General features: G+C 54.3%; 17 protein-coding genes and 1 pseudogene. 11 read left to right on the forward strand and 7 right to left on the reverse strand.

Annotated elements, in window-relative coordinates; translation table 11 throughout:
* Nucleotides 1-76 precede the first annotated feature (76 nt).
* The 3 genes from HUG10_RS19645 to HUG10_RS19655 all read right to left on the reverse strand — a co-directional run bounded on the left by HUG10_RS19645 (nucleotide 77) and on the right by HUG10_RS19655 (nucleotide 3,966).
* Entirely contained in the window at nucleotides 77-1,816 is a 1,740-nt protein-coding gene (locus HUG10_RS19645) for a hypothetical protein (RefSeq protein ID WP_179171402.1), read from the reverse strand.
* A gap of 199 nt (nucleotides 1,817-2,015) precedes the next feature.
* A complete protein-coding gene (locus tag HUG10_RS21890) occupies nucleotides 2,016-2,468 on the reverse strand; it encodes a hypothetical protein (protein WP_246310501.1) in 453 nt (150 codons plus the stop codon).
* Nucleotides 2,469-2,634: 166 nt separating this feature from the next.
* Nucleotides 2,635-3,966: a cytochrome P450 gene (locus HUG10_RS19655; protein WP_179171403.1), complete on the reverse strand. Its 1,332-nt coding sequence runs from the start codon at nucleotides 3,964-3,966 to the stop codon at nucleotides 2,635-2,637.
* Between the two features lie 210 nt (nucleotides 3,967-4,176).
* On the opposite strand from HUG10_RS19655, the gene HUG10_RS19660 reads away from it, so the two are divergent.
* On the forward strand, nucleotides 4,177-5,331 hold the full coding sequence (locus HUG10_RS19660) for a MarR family transcriptional regulator (RefSeq protein ID WP_179171404.1): 1,155 nt from the start codon (nucleotides 4,177-4,179) through the stop codon (nucleotides 5,329-5,331).
* Nucleotides 5,332-6,253: 922 nt separating this feature from the next.
* Complete coding sequence (locus HUG10_RS19665; RefSeq protein ID WP_179171405.1) at nucleotides 6,254-6,529, forward strand: helix-turn-helix transcriptional regulator; 276 nt, start codon at nucleotides 6,254-6,256, stop codon at nucleotides 6,527-6,529.
* A 284-nt stretch (nucleotides 6,530-6,813) separates the two neighbouring features.
* Here HUG10_RS19665 and HUG10_RS22300 read toward each other — a convergent pair whose 3' ends face one another.
* The gene (locus HUG10_RS22300; RefSeq protein ID WP_449272364.1) at nucleotides 6,814-7,095 is read right to left on the reverse strand and encodes a DUF7344 domain-containing protein; all 282 of its coding nucleotides are present in this window, start codon (nucleotides 7,093-7,095) and stop codon (nucleotides 6,814-6,816) included.
* 2,694 nt (nucleotides 7,096-9,789) lie between these two features.
* On the opposite strand from HUG10_RS22300, the gene HUG10_RS19670 reads away from it, so the two are divergent.
* Together HUG10_RS19670 and HUG10_RS21895 are read left to right on the forward strand one after the other, a co-directional pair.
* Nucleotides 9,790-10,827: a carboxylate--amine ligase gene (locus HUG10_RS19670; protein WP_179171406.1), complete on the forward strand. Its 1,038-nt coding sequence runs from the start codon at nucleotides 9,790-9,792 to the stop codon at nucleotides 10,825-10,827.
* 103 nt (nucleotides 10,828-10,930) lie between these two features.
* Nucleotides 10,931-11,060, forward strand: a pseudogene (locus tag HUG10_RS21895) (HpcH/HpaI aldolase family protein); the annotation flags it as partial.
* A 319-nt stretch (nucleotides 11,061-11,379) separates the two neighbouring features.
* On the opposite strand, the gene HUG10_RS19675 reads toward HUG10_RS21895, so the two are convergent.
* Nucleotides 11,380-12,123: a DUF7344 domain-containing protein gene (locus HUG10_RS19675; RefSeq protein ID WP_179171407.1), complete on the reverse strand. Its 744-nt coding sequence runs from the start codon at nucleotides 12,121-12,123 to the stop codon at nucleotides 11,380-11,382.
* 411 nt (nucleotides 12,124-12,534) lie between these two features.
* Here HUG10_RS19675 and HUG10_RS19680 point away from each other — a divergent pair, with 411 nt between their 5' ends.
* From HUG10_RS19680 to HUG10_RS19700, 5 genes are all read left to right on the forward strand, one after another.
* Nucleotides 12,535-12,711 (forward strand): hypothetical protein, encoded by a 177-nt coding sequence (locus tag HUG10_RS19680; protein ID WP_179171408.1) that lies wholly within the window; start codon nucleotides 12,535-12,537, stop codon nucleotides 12,709-12,711.
* Nucleotides 12,712-12,992: 281 nt separating this feature from the next.
* Complete coding sequence (locus tag HUG10_RS19685; protein ID WP_179171409.1) at nucleotides 12,993-13,160, forward strand: DUF1931 domain-containing protein; 168 nt, start codon at nucleotides 12,993-12,995, stop codon at nucleotides 13,158-13,160.
* A gap of 527 nt (nucleotides 13,161-13,687) precedes the next feature.
* On the forward strand, nucleotides 13,688-13,918 hold the full coding sequence (locus HUG10_RS19690) for a hypothetical protein (RefSeq protein WP_179171410.1): 231 nt from the start codon (nucleotides 13,688-13,690) through the stop codon (nucleotides 13,916-13,918).
* Nucleotides 13,919-14,328: 410 nt separating this feature from the next.
* Nucleotides 14,329-15,516 carry a sensor histidine kinase gene (locus tag HUG10_RS19695; RefSeq protein WP_179171411.1) on the forward strand — a complete coding sequence of 396 codons (1,188 nt, stop codon included), beginning with the start codon at nucleotides 14,329-14,331 and terminating at the stop codon, nucleotides 15,514-15,516.
* 444 nt (nucleotides 15,517-15,960) lie between these two features.
* On the forward strand, nucleotides 15,961-16,299 hold the full coding sequence (locus HUG10_RS19700) for a DUF7344 domain-containing protein (RefSeq protein WP_246310503.1): 339 nt from the start codon (nucleotides 15,961-15,963) through the stop codon (nucleotides 16,297-16,299).
* 91 nt (nucleotides 16,300-16,390) lie between these two features.
* Here HUG10_RS19700 and HUG10_RS19705 read toward each other — a convergent pair whose 3' ends face one another.
* Both HUG10_RS19705 and HUG10_RS19710 read right to left on the reverse strand, forming a co-directional pair.
* Entirely contained in the window at nucleotides 16,391-16,690 is a 300-nt protein-coding gene (locus tag HUG10_RS19705) for a HalOD1 output domain-containing protein (protein WP_179171412.1), read from the reverse strand.
* Between the two features lie 247 nt (nucleotides 16,691-16,937).
* Nucleotides 16,938-17,297, reverse strand: a complete 360-nt coding sequence (locus tag HUG10_RS19710) for a hypothetical protein (RefSeq protein ID WP_179171413.1) — start codon at nucleotides 17,295-17,297, stop codon at nucleotides 16,938-16,940.
* 91 nt (nucleotides 17,298-17,388) lie between these two features.
* Between HUG10_RS19710 and HUG10_RS19715 the strand changes: the two genes are divergently transcribed.
* Nucleotides 17,389-17,808: a universal stress protein gene (locus tag HUG10_RS19715; protein WP_179171414.1), complete on the forward strand. Its 420-nt coding sequence runs from the start codon at nucleotides 17,389-17,391 to the stop codon at nucleotides 17,806-17,808.
* An 85-nt stretch (nucleotides 17,809-17,893) separates the two neighbouring features.
* Nucleotides 17,894-18,817 carry a methyl-accepting chemotaxis protein gene (locus tag HUG10_RS19720; RefSeq protein WP_179171415.1) on the forward strand — a complete coding sequence of 308 codons (924 nt, stop codon included), beginning with the start codon at nucleotides 17,894-17,896 and terminating at the stop codon, nucleotides 18,815-18,817.
* Nucleotides 18,818-18,881 lie beyond the last annotated feature (64 nt).

Genomic DNA, 18,881 nt, shown 5'->3' on the forward strand with positions numbered 1-18,881 from the left:
GTCCCACAGAGTTGGCAGGTATGACGGTCCCGTTTGAGTGCGGCATCGCTTGCCTCACTATAATCAGCGTCTCTGGTCATCGCTGAGTCTCCCGAACAGCATTCATACTGTCGTGGTGTTGCCGCTCGTACCGTCCCTGCCGGTACTCCCCATCTTGGACTACCCTTCGGGCGTCGTAGGTGGTCTCGTGCGACTCATCGTAGAGAACAACAGGTTCTCCGTCACGTTTCTCTGAGAGTTCCTTGAGCCCTCCTTCATCAAGTAGCCAACCGGAGTTCGAGTCCCCTTGACTGACGGACTTGAACTCACCGTCGTCCTTGAAATAGCCCGCATTGTACTGGTCTTGATCCAGTTCCATCCGAGTCATCGCTTTCTCGAAGCCGAGCCCGTCAGGAACGCTGTCAGCGTACTCCTGCGTCGGGCGGCTAGTGATTTGGTCCCACGCGCTCGAACTCGCACTACTACTCTTCGTGGAACTACTCGAGGCGGACACAGCTGAGGCAGACGTACTCTCGTTCGTGCCGCCAGTCGCGCCGAACGAGGGCGACGTCGGGGGTGCCGGTGGCCCGCGGACACCTTCGACCCTCGAACTGCCATCGCCGAGTTCACCGGCGACCTCGGAACCGTTCGCCGGTCCGAGTCGGCCGCCGAACGCATCGTTGTTCTCATGCGAGAACGGTGAGCCATTCAGCGGGTCGACCGCCCGTCCGGCGCCGGCAGTATTGACTCCCTCGTCGCTACTAGATGCTCCCGACCGACCCGAACCACCGAGGTTCAGATTGGATCGGGAGAAGCTCCGTCCAGCAGCTGCGCCGAGGGCACCGGCGGCAAACATCTGTAATGGGCGCATCTTTCGCCCGCCAACGAATAAGAACAACGGGGCAGTCAGTGCCGTGAACCACAACGTCAGCACCATCACCATCATGACATCGTCGCCAATCACCAAGCCTGCTGCCCAGCCGAGTTGTCCTCGAAGCGCATTCACCACGGGATAGCCGACCCCGAGGATGATCGCCGTCGGGACAGGCATGAGTGCCGCGGGCGCGAACAACGACCGGAAGAACTCGCCTTTCTGGGCGATCCATTCGAAGATCCAGATGTCCGGCAACGACAGTGCGATGAACACCGGGTACACCGGCATCAGGATGAACGGGGCGACGTAGGACAACCCGAACACAATCGCGATGAGTGCGAGCAGGACGCCCGACGAGAGGTAGATCAGGATCGCCGCAGCGCCGGCGCTGCCCGCCGTCCCTACCACCGACTGGAGGCTCGTGAAGATCTCATCACCGGTGGGCGCGAACGTCTGTGCGATCCCGAGCGAGAGGTGCAACACGAGCGAGCACCAGATCCACGACGCGAGGATTCGGAAGAGTGCAATCCACCCCTCCGATAGTTTCGTTTTCGCCTCAACTGTCGGGCCGGACGGCAGGAATGCGGTGAGTCGGAGCAGGAGCATTGAGAGTATCCACACGCCGATCGCGGCGGGCAGGCCCACGTTGAGCCATACAGCGCGGACCGTGGTCATCGGTGGGTTGGTCGGCTCACCGGCGAGTGCCACGTTTCCGTTTCGGAGTGGGACGGGCCGGCTGACCAGCATCTGAACGACGTCCTCGGCGGCGTTCTGGAGCTGAGAGAGCACCCAGTCTTTGACGTCGTCGCCGACAGCGTCGACGGTCTGTACCAGCCCTTGGCAGACTTGCCCACCGATACCGCTGACGCCATTACACACGCCATTCGCGTTGACCGCTGACCCGTTCGTGCTGTTCGCAGGCACAGCCGGGGTCGTGGGAGTCGCCGGCGTCGTCGGTGTCATCAGCGACAAAGACGATGTCGACGACAGTGAGGACGGTCTAGGCGGTTCATCACTGGATACGGGCGTCGGTGGGAGTGCTGTGGCTGGGGATGCGGCAGCGGTGCTAACAACCAGCAGGAGTACGAGCCCGAGCAGATGTGTGGAGTTATTCATCAGGGGAAGGTGGGGAGCGGTCGTTGGATCGCTCCGTCGTGGGAATTCAGATGAACGGGACGAGGTCGACACAGGTCGCGAGGTTGACGCCCGTGAACCCAATGAACAGCTCCATCACGAGCGCGAACAGTGGCGTCGTGATGGAGGCGAACGCCGCCCGGTTCCGCCAGTCCTTGATCTCTTGCACGGACTGGGGGTTTTTCGGGAACGCGGAGGCGTTGTGCAGTATATACGCGAGAATTGCGCCGCCGATCATCAGCAGGCCAACGATGAGTGGAGCAGCCTGATTGATCGTGTCCGCAAGGGGGGTACCACAGATACCCGCTCCTGCCTGTGCGGAGGCAGGAGCGGTCATTCCGACGAGGGCAGCAACGACCACCTTTCCCGCCGATTGGATATACGTCCGGGTTGTACCTGGGATGCGATTACCCACGGATGTGTGGGTCTGTGCTTGTTCTTCGGACTGCGTATCGCTCGAAGTCATCTCGGGGTCCTCCACTTCTGACCCCGGTGGGAACTCTGTTATATTTATTCGAGTTTACACCGTCAAAGGTGCTTCAATACCGCCCGACAGACCCTCTTCTGCTTGATTTCTGGATATTAGGATTGCTGGGACTTGACCGGTCAGACCCACTAGTTACAAACAAGAGATTAGAGTCGAGGGGTCAGCGCTGAGTGATCGTCATTGGGATTCCGTTCGACGTCCGCATCGTCATTTGTGGTTCGATCTCGAGACTGTTCGAACTATCCCACTCAAACTGGAATCGCTGACCGACTGTTGCGAGTATTATCTTCGCTTCTAGCCTAGCGAACTCACGTCCAATACAGGTCCTACGGCCCCCACCGAAGGGAATGTACGCGAAGTCGTGGAGTTCCTCTTCGGATCCATCCGTCCATCGATCCGGCTGGAACTCATAGGGATCATCATAAAATCGCTTGTCTCGGTGGGCATCGATCACCGAGAGGTGGATCTGCTCGCCCGCTGGAATGCGGAACCCGTCAATTTCCACCTCGGTGTCTGTCCGGCGTGGAATCGTGTGAATCGGTGGATACAGCCGAAGTGCCTCAGTCACGATTCGGTCAGTGAATTCTAATTTGGGTAGCGTCTCGGCTGCTGGCCGATCCCCGTCGAGAACTGTACTGAGTTCGTCATGGAACCGCTCTCGAATCGGCGGATGGGTCGCCAGTAAGTACCAGATGAATCCAAGAGCTGCGGCCGTAGTCTCGTGACCCGCGAATACCATCGTGACGAGTTGATCCTCGATCTCCTCGGTAGACAGCTGTGGACCCTTCTCGGTATCACGAGCCATCTGCAACTGAGAAAGGAGGTCTGGTGGTCCGCCACTAGGAGTGTGACGAGACGAATTCTCGGCGAGGAGCTTTCGAACCTCTTCTTTGAGCCGTTTGCGAGACTGCTTGAAGTCCCGACGTGCGGGCGTCGGCACCCAAGGCGGTAGTACCCAGGACGTCGGCTCGAACCACCCATTGAGCCCATCGGCGGCCTCTCGGAGCCCTTCGTCCTCACCTGGAGTTAATTCTCGACCAAAGAGCGTCGCGAACAGCACATCAAGCGTGAGGTTACGCATCTCGCGTTCGACGTCGAGAAGCTCGTTATCGCCCCAGGTCGCTAAGCGCCGCTCAGCACACTTAACCATCTCATCGGTATAGCCTCTGATCTGTCCCCGGAAGAAGAGCGGTTGCATAACCTCTCGTTGCCGCCGCCACTGTGCGCCTTCCGTTGAGAGCAGACCACTCCCGAACGCCCGTTGGAAGTCCTCCGTTTTTCCAAACGAGTCAACATCTGTTACGAGGACACGCTTGAGCTGTTCAGGATGGGTGAGGACATGGATATCGTCGAGAGTGGGAAGATCCATTCGATAGACATCCCCGCACTCAGCGGTGGCGACCTCTACGAACTGGAAGGGATTGCGAACGAATAGTAGTGCGTGTTTGAGAATGGGATGGCCAGATGGTTTCGGGGGAAGAGGCGCTGCCATGAGTGACGATCAAATTCGCTGTCAGTGTAAAAACTCCGGACGTCTCTTCGGTTCCTGATACCCGCCATACACTTATACAGCGTCAGAGGGTGTACACGAAATGTATCTAATACAACAGCGATTACTGCTCCCGTGTTGGGCCTTTCATCAGATATATATCCAATATCTTCATTAGAAATGGGAGAAATAATGACAATAGGAGGTGTACTTATGTCGAGCGAACGCCAATCTCATGGGCCAACCTACGACGAACCGGAGGTCAAACACCCGCTTACAGGCCAGATAGTTAACATTCGGAACTTCATTAACGAGCTTGTCGACTCCTCCCGTCTGGATGTTCTCAAAGCCCTGACCGACCATCAGCACCGTACACCATCCGATATCGAACAAATGGGAGAGGTATCGCGCCAGACAGCATCGAAACATCTGGCAGACCTCGCGAAGCGAGGGCTGACGAACCGGGGTGAAAACCCGCGTGAGCAACGAATCACAGCTGGCGGGAAATTCGTCGTCCAGTCGTTATCTACTCACTCAGATGTCGTGAGTCGCGAGCAGTTGGCGCTGTTAACTCGGTCGGCATCAGCGAGCCAATTATTGTATGCACTTAGCCGTGGCTCGGTTCGACCTCGGAATCTCGCACAAGAGGAACGAATGTCGCCCTCTCGATCGACGATCCAGCGCACGCTCAGCACGTTTACTTGCCAGGGGTGGTGTCGAGAAGACCATGGACGATACCGACTCACGTCGACTGGAACAGAGGTCTTGGAAGCACATCGGACCATCATAGACCGGACCACACAATCGGTCAAGAAGTCGACATTTCTCCAGCGGCTTTCACCAGCAAGAGCTGATTTCCCACCGGAAGCGCTCGCCGAAGCCGAGGTCGCTGTGTCAGATCCTTCTTCTCCTGGGGAAGCTCTCTCATTGGCCCTGAAACTCTGTGATCGGAATCTCCACCATTTCCGGGCCTTCACCTCGATCTATAACGCGCGGCTGTTCACTACCTACTACAAAATTTTCAACTTAGGGCTAGACGGGGAGGCAATTGTAGATGCGTCGGTTTACCAGCAAATCCGAGAAAACGAGCAGACGGCGCACCTCATTGATGACTCCGAATACGATCGGTATCGGTTACTCCGACTGCCTGATAAAATGACGCTTGGAATCGGAATCTACGACGATCGAAAGGTGGCAATTGGGGCTTTCAACGAAACAGGGAACGGTAGACACACCGCGATCTTGCTGAGTTCGAACGATGAGTTTGTTGAGTGGGGAATCGATCTCTACGAATCAATTCGCGAGCAGGCGTGTCGTCCTTCACAACAAAAATCCCATCCGACTCAAGCACACTCAAAGACGAGCTGAGCATCTTTAATAGTAAGCCTGACTCCGAACGCGAGTAGTCCCATCAGTATCACTCCATAGGAAAGGCCAGTCGCACTTCTCGTGGATCGTGAACTAATGGCTTGGACTGCTTGATGAGATCGACTCCGTCTCCAAACAGATGAGTGATGCTCGTTCCCAACAAGTCGTATCTCGATTCATGTTGTAATTGCTGGAAGGGGTTTGTGTTTCTAAACTGCGTATAAGGGCTGTTGCATCCAGAAGATCCCGTGCTTGAGGGAGATTCGCTGGCCGTCGGTAAAACAAATAGACTAGTGCTTGCATAGCGGGTGGATTATCTACAAGATCCGGCTTAGGATCGATCGTTATTGAGGGAGACGAATATCTCCCACGATAGCAAACCAGTAGGCACTACCCGGACTAATCTGGTGTCGATATGGACAAAGAAATGTTGTAGTGAGAGCTGAGAACTGCGATTACCGAGAAGAATGAAGTTAGATAGCGACAGCGGACCGTTGTTGACCATCGTTTCCAGAACCAGTATGCTGAGCGAGCGAAGGGTACCGAAGATGAGATACACACATCTTGGTTTCAATGAACTTCTGCTCTAGTCCAGTTTACTCGTTGTGGTCCGCTGCCTCGAACTCGACATCCTGTTTTTCGCCAGCTAAGGCGACGGGGCCGATCCGATTGATCACATCAATCGTAATTCACAAGTCCTCCAACTTCTGGGAGCAGGAGACAGAAGGCTTCAGATCCAGCTCCCAATACGTGAGACAGCGAGACTTCATCACCATCCGAGAACACCACCTAATTCGCCTGTTCAGCAACACGCAGTACCCGCCTCTGCGGGGCATGGTTGCCCTGCTTCACGGGAAGGAAGAGTACTACTTCTCGAATAAGCAGGCATTATACAATACGGCTTGTATCAGTGGACAGGACGATGTATGACCTCACTGGGTTCCAGCGGGACCTCTTGTACGTTGTTGCTGGCCTCGATGAACCTCACGGACTCGCCCTCAAAGACGTACTCGACGACTATTATGAGAAAGAGATCCACCACGGTCGGCTCTATCCAAACCTCGACACGCTCGTCGAGAAAGGTCTTGTCGAGAAGGGTGAGAAAGACCGCCGCACGAATGTGTATACGATTTCCGGCCGTGGCCGGCGTGAGATCGAAGCTCGACAGGACTGGGAATCCCAGTACCTCGATAGTTAGCAATTTTTTTCTCACCTCCTGATTAGTTCGAATTCAATGAGAGCAGAATCTTAGCTGGCCAGGTGAGGATGTCCTCGAGGTAGTGAACTATGAGTTTGGCCTCTATGACGGTGTTCCTCTGAATGTCGAGTAGCATCAGTTAGCGGGCACCCTATTCGAGAGTGGTAATATCGAGAACGACCGGGAAATGAGTCAGTCCGTCCGACCATTAAACTTCAGCTCTTTGTTCCCCATATCTTAAGGAGAATCAGTTGCTTCGTAGTTCTGCGAATAGACCAGCGCTACTATGCGAACACGGCAGTGAGTTCGGCTAAGTGCTGCTCAGCGTCATCTTTTCCATGATAGTGTATCTCCCCCATCCGAGAATCATAGTCAATCCAGCCTCTGTTTTCGAGTTTCGGGAGGTGAACGTGATGAAGAGTCGTTTCTAATTCAGTAGGAGTCGTCTCTGGAACTCGACGGTCAATGTGGGTGGCGACCTCCTCCAGAGAAGCAGTGTCAATCGTGGGGGCTGATTCAAACATATGGATTACTTCCCGTCGGAGGGAACTGCACAACGTATCCATTAGTTGGTCTACCTTTGGAGCCTTCTCTGGGTAGCATTCAGCGTATGACACCCGTCATACAACAGTGTTAAACCATGAAAGACTTGTGCGATAGTTCACTCACGTCTACATCTGTATAAAATCGCTTCCGAACTACTACGAACTGTGTATCCCAGAGGAGGTACAAGGGAACCGAACATCGGTATTCTTCACTGCTCGAATAATGATTCATCCGCATCGATCAGCTTTCCACCTCTATCCATCGAGGGCCACGAATGACCCTCAGTGCAACGATTCGATAGAAGGACAAGCAACCGCCACGTTGATCGGCAATACGGCACTACCGGAAATAGCCAATACTCAGCAGCCCCTCCGTGGCAGCGAACCAGATTGGACTCAGTTAGAGAAATCACAATTATTCAGAGAGATTATTATTTCTCCCTTCAGTACTGGGCGTATGTCCTCGTCCGAACTTGTGGAATACCTCCAAGACAAGCCGGAGAGTATCAACGAGGAACCATCCGCTACGACGGACCAGAAACAGATATGGTCTACCTCCGAGCTGATCTCCGAGAAGAGCGGATGCTGAGCCAGATCGACCGGATGTTGACGCGGCTCCGCCCCGAAACGACGTCGACGGAAGAGTAGGCGTTCCCGTTCGGCGACCTACACGCTACAGTTCGTACCTTCGATGAAGCAATCATCCTTCACTTTTCAACTGGAGACGATCGCGGCGTTCTCGTCTCCTTGGCCCCGCAGACAGCGCGCAACCTCAACACGTTCATCAGCGAGTGTACACACCGAATCCGCGGATAATCTCCGGAACCTAAAGACGTTGCCAGAGGGAAGCCCAAATCGAATCAGCGGAGTGGATAGGAACTGACTCCACGAGCAGATCACCGACATGTGAAATTAGAACCGAGCTCCGTTGCCAATCGTGCAAAAACACAGGCACTCAGTCGTACTGATTCTGAATCGTTGTGATGGTCAGTGCATACAAGGTTCCACAGTTCTCGCAGACAGAATTGGTAGATACCTCGACATCACTGCCACGTGTGAAGTCAGCAACTTGCTCACCACACCCACACTCGAACTGGAATTCCATCGTCACCCCATAGTGTTGTCTAGCTAACCTTTATATGTTGGCCTCGGAGTGAAGGTGTACTGGACTCATCACGCTTGGATCCAACGGAGAACATGGCTACAAGCGACGCGACCGAGAAATCGTCCGAATCGTTCACCACGAGGCGACTCCAGAGCAGCCGGACACTGTCCCCAAGCATACCACCACAATACTCGCCACGAGGAACGGATTATCCCTCGATGAGGCGACCGCTGCCCTGGACGACGCACTCGATAGAGGGCTCCTTGTCGGGGGGGACAGAAGGTTCCGCGTCGCATGATGAACAGTCCCGATGTCTTAGGCGACATCGACTGACCCTGATGGATTTCATACGCCCTTATATAGAATAGATGGTGAGTATAGTATTATTTAATATGCTATTAGATAAATTAAGTATCGTATCGGATGAAGACGGCAGCTACCAACTTGCAAAGATGAACCACCGCCTCGAGAACCTCACCAATCTGGTGGAGAAACTAAAATCCAATATCACCCACCTAAATAGTTCAATCTGGATATAAACCATGAATAGGTGGCCGGCCCCGCCACTTCTAATTAATCCGTGGCTGATAAGTAGGCTATGGCAACAGGAAGTGATCTCACCTAGGACGCCCAAAGGAAGTTTAACGCGATCAACGAGGACAAGTATCCATACGACATCAAAACCCTCCTCGATCAATCCTCGGAAATGGTCGATGCTTACGAAGCATGAACTGAGGCTGCGTCCACAGATTTGTCAAACGGATCCTCACAACACCGTGGAGCCACTCCAAGTGGCGTTACAACGTATCAGAGGAGAGAACTCCGTCGAAGCCCTTCACGATCGTCGAACTCCGGAGGTTTCCATGCTGCGCTGCCAGGTAAGGAGCCCTTTCGAAAACCAGGATCGAGTAAGGACAGGAGAACAATACTTCCGGGCCTAGTCTTCGCGGATGGGCACACTGCCCTGACCCGGCGGCAACGCGCCCATTTGCGATTGGAGATCGCCCACCCGAGTCCGTTCGGGTGAGGTGGTCTTCCCGTAAGGATTCTCTTCGGCCGTCTGGCCTACCACTGGTAGAACGTGCGAAATCGCTCGTCTGAGACGAGAGTGAGCGTTTCGTCGATAACATCCAGACAGACGCTGGACACGTTACGACCACATTCTGCAACCGCGATGTTCAGTGAAGTAGTATACGTGACTACCCCTTAGCCAGATCCTCCGAGGATCGCCCTCGTTCCTCTACCGAGAACAGAGGTACCTTGGTTGGGGGGGTTCCCTGTCGCAGGTTCCGAGACTCCGTCTACATCCATCATAAGTTATCGTTATAGGCCCTCCCAAAGACATCGATTGGACATGATAACAAACCGTGGACCGGGCTGTTGTCTTGCCTACCATGTGCAGTGTTCCCAGTAGCGTTCTTGTTCTTGACGCGAACGGACAGGCCAGTCTTTCCATCATCAGGTCTCTCGGCCGACACGGAGTACCGGTCACAGCCGGGAGTTGTGTTCGGTTCTCGCTGGGACGACTTTCTCAGCAGAGCACCAGTGCCTACTTGTATCCTGATCCGACCGCATCTTCTGTACGATTCGTCAGCCATCTCGTTGACTACTTGGAGACGACCGACCACTCCATCGTAGTCCCGGTTCGTGATGCTACCACAGCAGTACTCTCGAGACACAAGTCGGACATCGAGGAGACCGGGACGATCGTCGCAGTTGAAGACTGGGAGACTTTCGACCGAGCGTATGATAAGGGCCAGCTCTTTTCGCTTGCGGAATCGCTGAACGTCCCTGCTCCAGAAACGTGCGACCCTTCGTCCGTCGCAGAGATCTCAGAAATCGCTCCCGAGATCCCGTATCCGGCGATTGTTAAGCCTCGGAGCAAGACGGTCAGGGACGAATCTGGGAAGTGTCATTACACCCGAGTTGACGATACCCATTACGTAGAATCCGCAGACGAGCTCGTGGCGACATACCACAAGTTGTTGGAGGTGTATCCCGTTCTTGAAGAGCAGGCGCACTACCCCCTCATCCAGGAGTACATCGCCGGAACGACCACGACGACGGTTGTACTTGCCGAGGAGGGGGAGATTCTCACTCATTTTCAAGAGGAGCGAATCCGGACTTATCCGTCGTCAGGCGGGTCCTCGACGCTGCTCCGGGGAATACGTGATCCGCGAATGTTAGCATCTGCCCGGGAAATTATCAGCGCCTTGGACTGGACCGGCCCGGCGATGGTTGAGTTCATGCAGCCTCCTGACGGTGAGCCCTATCTGATCGAAGTTAACGGTCGGTACTGGGGTTCCCTTCCGTTCGCAATCCGGAGCGGCGTCGATATTCCATGGCAACACTACCGGCTGCTCACTGAATTAGACGTTGAGCCGCCAGATTATTCCCAGACGGCGAGTCTCCACCACCGGCTACTGTATGGCGATATTAAGTGGCTCAACGAGCAGCTTCAGCACGGCAATCCGACAGCGGTGCTCCATTTCCTCTGGGCGTGTCTTCGGGCAAACCAAACGTTTGTCTCCATCGAAGATCCGAAACCGACCCTCTGGGTACTCTGTCAGGGGATTATACTCGGAATTCGAACTGTCCTTCAGCGAGTCCTGAAAACCAAGCCCGCCGGGGGGGGAGGGACCGAGTAAAAGTCTTGCTGACTACGACCCTTGCAGGTCATCGAATCGGTGAGAATAATAGCGAACTGGATTCGAGTCACTCTGAGACTTATTCATAACAACTCAGGAATATTTCTCCCCCCGGGTCGACACCGCCGAGGAGGTCCAGCAGGCCGTGCGCGCCACGCGCTTCGAGTACAACGGGGAGCCTGGTCGCCGCTGGCCTCGCGAACCCGCGGGCAAGCCGCTGGGGGCTCGCTGATGCGAACGACGACGCCTGACGGGACAGGTTGGTCTACTCTTAGTAGGGTTGGCCACTTCTTGGGTCCATAGGGCAGACGGTGGTCCGAATCCAGTCGGTTAGTCGTCTCTGTTGAAACCCTCAGAACTTGATAGGTATGGCATGCTGATTACAGAGGGTGTTTTCAGCATCGCACCGGTGATTTTTTGTCGAGTGAATGCTGAATCAGCTGCTAAGAAGAACCTGCGTATCTATTAGCATCGAGGAACGGTACTGCTCGGGGGTATCCGCTGCCGAGTTGAGTTAAAGCGCAACGGAATTCGGTTCCTGATCGGCTTGGTTCAGAAAGTTATCTCGCTGGCGGTGGCCTTCATTCTTAGAGCCACGGGAGCGGCTGCGAGCACGAGCAACAGTAGCGTGAGGAGACCGTACAGGATTCCACTCACGCTCGTAAATAGTACGGTTGCGAGGCAGAATCCGAACAAACTCGATCCAGCGAGCAGACTGTAGTACCACTGCCAGGCGTCCGTCGACGCGGAGTCCCGGTCGAGGTACTCGTGGAACTGTTCCGCCTTGGGGCCGCGTTCGATGGTTCCCCGATGTTGGTCGAACTGAATCGCGTCTGCGTCAGCCATTTTTGGGAGATGACATTGGTAGAGACCGATGTAGACGCGCTTCCGTTCCTGCGCGTTGAGGGCTGCCGATGGCTTGTCGTTCTCGATGCCTGCGATGTGTTCAGCGAGATCGCCCAGTGTCGTTGAGCCGTTTTGTTCTTCGACCGCAGCGAGAACCAGCCGACGACGCTGGTTCTGCAGTATGCCGAAGATGATATCGTGCGGGAGAGCCTCCGTTCGCCGCGTGTCAGTGGAGTCGCCTCCACCTGTTTCGGTTCTCTGTCCATCCGAGACGGTGGGTGTGGCGTGAGGTCCGGAGTCGGTCCGAATGTCGGTCGCAGGGTCGCTACCTGCTGCGGCTTCCGCAGACGAACCCCGGAGGGAGGGCAGGATCGGTCGGTAGTGGTGGTTGGCGAATAGGGTCCGTAGTTGGTCTCTCTTGTTCGTGAGTGTTGGTTGCTGTTTTGCCATTGTCGTGGTTCGCTTGCTATAGGGTGTGAACGGTGTATGCGAACCACGTGGGAAACCACGGGAACAGACGGCAGTTGGCCGTCAGGAAGTCGTCCATTGCGTTAGATGCGGACGCACACTCGAGATTCGTTTACTACTGCTGGTAGATACACGTAGAATATTTAAGAGAAACGCTTCTGTCAACTCATGCGATCCGTATAGTTGAATCCATCTTCATGTTTCTACGATCAGCAGGGGTTTGACTGCAGTGACCACGCACCAATTATCGCTGAATTCAGTCTGAAGGTTGGGACGCCTAGATAACCGATACGCGCCTTGTATTCAGCACGCCCGCCGAATCTTATCCTGCGCTGGAGATCTCAATTGAGCCGGTTAATCTTATATGATTATTGAGATCAATACCGACTGCACATGAGCATCGACTGTAACCGCTGTGGCGCCTCGTTCGACTCAATGGACCATCTTTCTGACCACCTCATGGAGGTCCACGATGCATTTACTGACGTAGTCCGGGGCGCAATAGAGCCGACAGTCTCTATCGAACTTCCGCTCCGTGACGTCGTTGATTTCGCGAACGCAGCTATATAACGAGGAGATTCCCCCGATCCAGTCATTGCACTTCGCCAGTATTCGGACTCGGAGTAGGGCAAATCATACGATTAACCTTATTCTTAAGAAAACTGTGCCGCTTGGCCAACGCCCCTGTTCATTCTTCTACCACTTCCCTGTGCACGCTACGACGAGGAATCGGCGCTACCAGATCTCTCGGAGCACCTCTGCACCAATGGTTCCGGAGGAGACTACCTAGAACTATCGTCTAAATTCATCTCATAAAGGTTTATTATTTCGAGTTCTGAACCCGTAGCTGCATGTCAGACCTTGTCGTTAAATCGGCCGTAAAGGAGCATCTCGAAGGAAACAATGTCGCTGCAGACTTCTACGATGGACTCAATGAGGAGGTCGCTGAACTTCTCGAGGATGCTGCACGCCGGGCTGAGGCCAATGAGCGGAAGACAGTGCAGCCACGAGACCTCTAACGCTAGGCCTTGCTTGTTCAGCGGAAGATACGTTCTATAGCGACCCCTCCACGATAATCCACGGTCATGAGCACGAACAAAATCGCGACTACAACGATCGAACTACCGTTATATCTTCACCGTCAGCGGATCTCTGGGCGACTCCCTCGCCGTTCGGCCATCTTGTATAACTAAATCCAGGGCTGGAGGCTTCCATAGAACATCGCGAAACACTGTTGATTCCTTCGTCGAGAACCCCTGTGGCCAGCCAAGGTAGACATTAGTTCGGATAACACTTCGCGTAAACTCCCGGTCAGTCGAGCAAGCGTATCGAGAGTATCCTTTCGAATGGATTTGCTACAGCAAAAACAACCATTGCTCAGTAGATACCTCCTTTCGGAAACAAGAAATTAGGAAGTTCCATACTGTGTATCACTCTCGGGAACACAAGTACTACTTCAACTATTCAATGACTCTACGGTCGTTTAGCAATCATAGCCGTGTACGGCGCACAGGACGGTTCAAGTTCACTCCGCCACCCATCTACGATGACTGACTCAGATCCTGACAAGCAATCAGGACCACCAGCCGAAAACGAGACTAGGCCCAGGACGAGAGTGGAACTGGAAGAGTCACTGAACATGGTGCTGCAGAGGGCACACGAAAACGGTGTAGACTTCAATGATATTGGGATCGACCTCCGTCACGATGTTCCCGATATTCCTGACTGGGAAGTGCGAATCATACACCTACAGAAAACGCCGAATGACGGCAAGTAGATTGGATGTGTATATCTGTAGAACTGGTGCACTCCTGTCTTTCAGGAAGGGGGTGCACGAAACTGCGGAGAAGTACACCTCCAATTCTTCGAAGAAATCGCCTCTCATAAAGTGTCCCTGCTCCGACGAACTATCGATGATTCCTCTATCTCAGGGGTATTGAACAACTGATAGGATTTCACAATACCCTCGCATCGATGAGGACGGCGCTGCCAAATTATTCTCTATATCCAAGTGCCCTGAGCCGCTGTTCGACCCCTTCGTCGTCCCGGGGCTGCCCGGTGTCGTATCGACGTAGCTGGACCAGTGCGTTGGCTACGGGGCATCCAACGCGATAAGCTTCGGGAGATGAGCGTCCGACACCGCTCTAAACGCTAGACTGATGTGACTTGCTACCCCGATTCACAGTAATGGATGGCTGGAAGAGCTTCGTGTCCGCAGTCGGCGAAGCGCGAATCATCGCAGGACTTGGTGCCCTCGAACTTGTGATGGCGGCCAGCCGGGTCATCCTGTGGAAGCAGGGGAGCCCACTGATACACGTTGTAGCGACCGATCTGCTGATCATTCTCCCCGGTATCGTTCTCTTGTACGGTGGATATCGACTGCCTGACCTAGACCTCCATCCTAACGTGTATCCACAGATTGTGTCTCGGTGTTTTGCGGGAATCGGCATGATGCTCGGCGTTGTGGGGGTGTTGGCGATCAGTACTGGCCTCAATCGCCCGGTGTTTACTCCCATGGCCGGGACGGCGCTCGGTAGTGTCGCCGGGTTTGCGATTGGCCTCAACGAAGCTCGGGCACTCTCAAGAGCATACGAAGCCGAACAAGCACAAAAGGAACTGAAGAAAACTATCGAGCACCTCGAAGCATCGAACGATCGCCTCGAACAGTTCGCGTATGCGGCTTCCCATGATCTCCAAGAGCCCCTTCGGATGGTCTCAAGTTACCTTGAACTCCTAAAGTCTCGCTACCGGGATGAGCTTGATAGGGATGCTGAGGAGTTCATCGACTTCGCGACCGATGGAGCTGACCGGATGCGGGCGATGATCCAGAGCCTGTTGGAATACTCGCGTGTCACTACTGATGGAGAACCACTGGAACCAACCGACGCAGAGGACGTTCTCGAAGATGTGCTCAACGACCTCGCCCTGCGAATTGAGGAGACTGAAGCAACTGTCACTACTGACGAACTGCCGACGGTAACCGCTGACCCAGCTCAACTTGCGCAGGTATTTCGGAATCTCCTTTTGAATGCCCTCAAATACAGTGGAGATGAGCCTCCGCAGGTGCACGTGACTGTTGACCGTCTCGCGGACACCTGGAGATTCTCGGTCGCCGACGAAGGCATCGGCATTGATCCGAAATACCATGACCGAACCTTCACCGTGTTCAAGCAGCTCCATGCTGCCGAGAATCCCTCAGAGACGGAAGCCGCGGGAATTGGTCTAGCCCTGTGTGAGCGAATCGTTGAGCGCCACGGTGGGGAGATCTGGGTCGAGTCCGATCCAGGTGAGGGAGCTACATTCTACTTCACGCTCCCTCGCTCCGAAACCCAACAATCAGAACCCCCTGCTCACGTCCTCTCCGCTGAACAGTAACGGTCAGGATCATCATGAACGGAACCTCACCTAGGATTCCGGCGGCGATTGAACTAGCGATGACGAAATAGAGTGAGAAAACAACGGAGAGGTGCTTGGTTATCTCGTGGTCCGATCAAGATCAGGAGCACTGTCCTCGACCGGCCCATTCATCCTGAGCTCCAAGAAGTCGTCACCACTCTCTTGAACGAAAGTGGGCGTTTCCGTTACATCCCTACTCGTGAATCCGGCGTGTACACTCGCTGATGAGTGTATTGAGGTTGCGGGTACGTGTCATTCAATCTGACGTAGCCGTATTGGTTGCCAAGGGGACGTGAAACTCGTGAATATTATTGAACCGCGGTGTTCCAGAACCAGAAAAATGACAATTGAAATGCAAAATGTCGAATAATGTCCTTTCTTCCGGCACAATCGTTTTCATTGCCCACGGATATATAGTAGAAAGTGACATCGTTGGACAGGCTATTCGACCTTCTAAGCGAAGAACGGCGACGGTACGCGCTGTATTACCTCGACCAACACGATGGGCCCGTCTCCGTAGATGAACTGGCAGCACAGGTTGCCGAGTGGCAGGCCGACCCTGGAACAGTATCTATCCCAGAGGACACGTTCAACCGAATCGAACTTGAGCTTCTTCACGTGGATTTGCCGAAAGCGTCCACCGCAACATTCGTCCAGTACAACCCTGAAGAGCGAACGGTCGAACTCACTGGACCTGCTCCCAAGTTCAACGCCGTCATCTCAGTGGCGAAGATTATCGAACGCCCAGACCGAGGCCCGTAACGTCCGAAGTAAACGCAGGGATTATGACCGGCGTAAAACCTGATGAAACTGAAGTGAACACAACTCATTCCGACGATGCAGCCTTGTTCAATCACTCCAGAAAGGAGTACGGTTCGTCGGGGATACTATTGACGCGGATCTCGACTTGGTCATCACCATAAAGTGTTATCTGAGTATCGTCAGCGGTGAACTGGATGAGGGCATTCTGACTGGTGTCGTGCTGGAGGAGCCTCGTGAGTGCGTCGGGTTCAATATACTCGTACAATGCAAAGTCGACAGTGTGGGGGTCCATACCCCTGTACTGTGCAATAGCTTCGATGATAGCTCCACAGAGCGTCCGAGTTTGTTCGGAGGTGTACGTGTCCTCGACCACATCGTCATCTCTGGGCATAGTAGAACCCACGAGTAACTCAGCGTTACCCAGTGATAGAAACTCGCATGGATTTCAGAGTATGTTTCGTGAGAGGAACGGTGACAGAGCTCTGTCTAACGCTCGTGGGCCATCCAGAGGAAGGTCACCGATGCACTTCGTACACGCAATCCTTGGTCATCTATCTGTATATCCGCATCCCAAACTATTTGACTAGAATAGGTGCGACAAGGCCACCTCCAGAGACCAAACGATTGTAGCCTCGCGCTTACCCTTGGATTCGCCGCGTACACTCGCCGATGAATGTGTTGAGGTTTTGGGCGGTCTCAGACGCTAACGAGACAACGACACCACGGTCGTGACCTATTGGGAAATGAAGAATGATTGCCTCGTCAAACGCACGAACCGTTGTATGGAGATCCCCAAAGGGAAATGATCGTTCTTCCTTGGAGGAGGCCTCAGGACGAAGCCGAGTCAGCATCTGGTCAATCTGGCTCAGCATGAGCTCCTCACGGAGATCGTCCCGCAGATAGAGCACGTCCGTGTTCGCGCCGTCGTATCGGACGGTTCCGCGATGGTACTTCCCAGCTGTTTCTTCCAGAAACTCTAGAAGCTCGGACGAAGACATACGGTCAATCGCTCCTTCTAAGCATATAATCTCTTAGGCTGGCTATGATATCGAAGTAAAATCCTTTCTGTCCGAGGCAGCGATGACTGATATGAACGGAACGACGGACACGCCATTAATCCTCACACCTATCCGCTATCCGCTGACGGCAGAGAGCACCCGTACCTTAGAACACGCAAGTCATGTTTCCGAGGAACACGACGACGGACAGCTACTTGTTCTACACGTCGATCTCGTTCAGTACGACAAGCATTCCACAGCCCAGGACATCCAGCGAGCAATCGCGCCCATCGTCGGTGACCAACCTGTGAACGTAATCATCCGACGTGGCTTCCTCGTCGAGGAAGTGATTCGAGAAGAAGCCGAACAGCGGGGTGCCGAGATCATCGTCATTGGGAAGAATCGAATGGCAAAATGGCGACGGTACATCAACCGATTGCTCGGCAACCATCCCGATATCGCGTCGTACCTTCGTGAGCACACTGACGCTACCATCGAAACTACTGGGTGACTGCCCACAGAGTGGCCGAGCCCAGTTATCAGAAATCGAACCTTGGGACGAATCTCTATGGGTCGTAACGCTGTCGTGCTGCGTAATGACTTCGCAGCCAACAGCAAACGGCCATCGTGTGACGGATTCGATTCATCGAGAAGGTCTAGATGATGCCGGACGCGACGTGACGGACGCCCTCGCGGAACTCCAGGGATCGTCCGAGGAAATCGCGAGCCGGACGGACACGATCGTCGATTTAAGTCAGGATCAAAACGAAGGAATGGGTGAGGTTCGTCGAGAAATCACAAACATGAGTGCCGCTGTCGAAGAGGTCGCCTCCTCAGCCGAAGAAGTCGCCGCTGAGAGTCGGCAGGTAAGCGACCTCGCGGGCGAGGGGCATGAGTCAGCGCGCAGCGTTATTAGCACAATGGAAGCGGTCAGCGAGGCGTCTGGCACTGTGTCGGAGCGTGTGCGGAAGATCGACGATGGTGTCGACGAGATCGACGTGATCCTTGACGTAATGAATGAAATCGCGGATAAGACCAATCTCCTCGCACTCAATGCCTCTATCGAGGCAGCCCGCGCAGGGCAGGCTGGCGCCGGGTTCTCTGTAGTCGCACAGGAGGTCAAGAAACTCGCCGAGGAATCCAGAACGCGGGCTAGTGAGGTCGAATCGACCCTGGACACGATCAAAACGAACACTGCTCATGCCGTCGATGCCCTCGACGAGAGCGATTCGAAGCTGCAGGAGGGACTCAGCGAGGTGGATACTGCAATGGGCCACCTCGAGGAGATTTCCGACTCGGTCGAAGAGCTCGACGTCGGCGTGACGCAGGTTGCCACCGCAACCGACCAGCAGGCGGCTAGCGCCGAGGAGATCTCCATGATGGTCGACCAAACCGCCGAGAACGCGGATAGCGTTCACAACGAAGCCAAAGCAATTGATGCTGCAGTCCGGGACCAATCCTCCACTATCCTCGATGCCAGCGGCCATGTCGACACCATCACCGACGTTTCTGAAGACTGATTTCTCAGCGACGGTCGGTAGAAGTTGGGCCGGATAACTACGTACAGACGAGGATTCACTACGG

The organism is Halorarum halophilum, assembly GCF_013401515.1.
GTDB classification, from domain to species: domain Archaea; phylum Halobacteriota; class Halobacteria; order Halobacteriales; family Haloferacaceae; genus Halorarum; species Halorarum halophilum.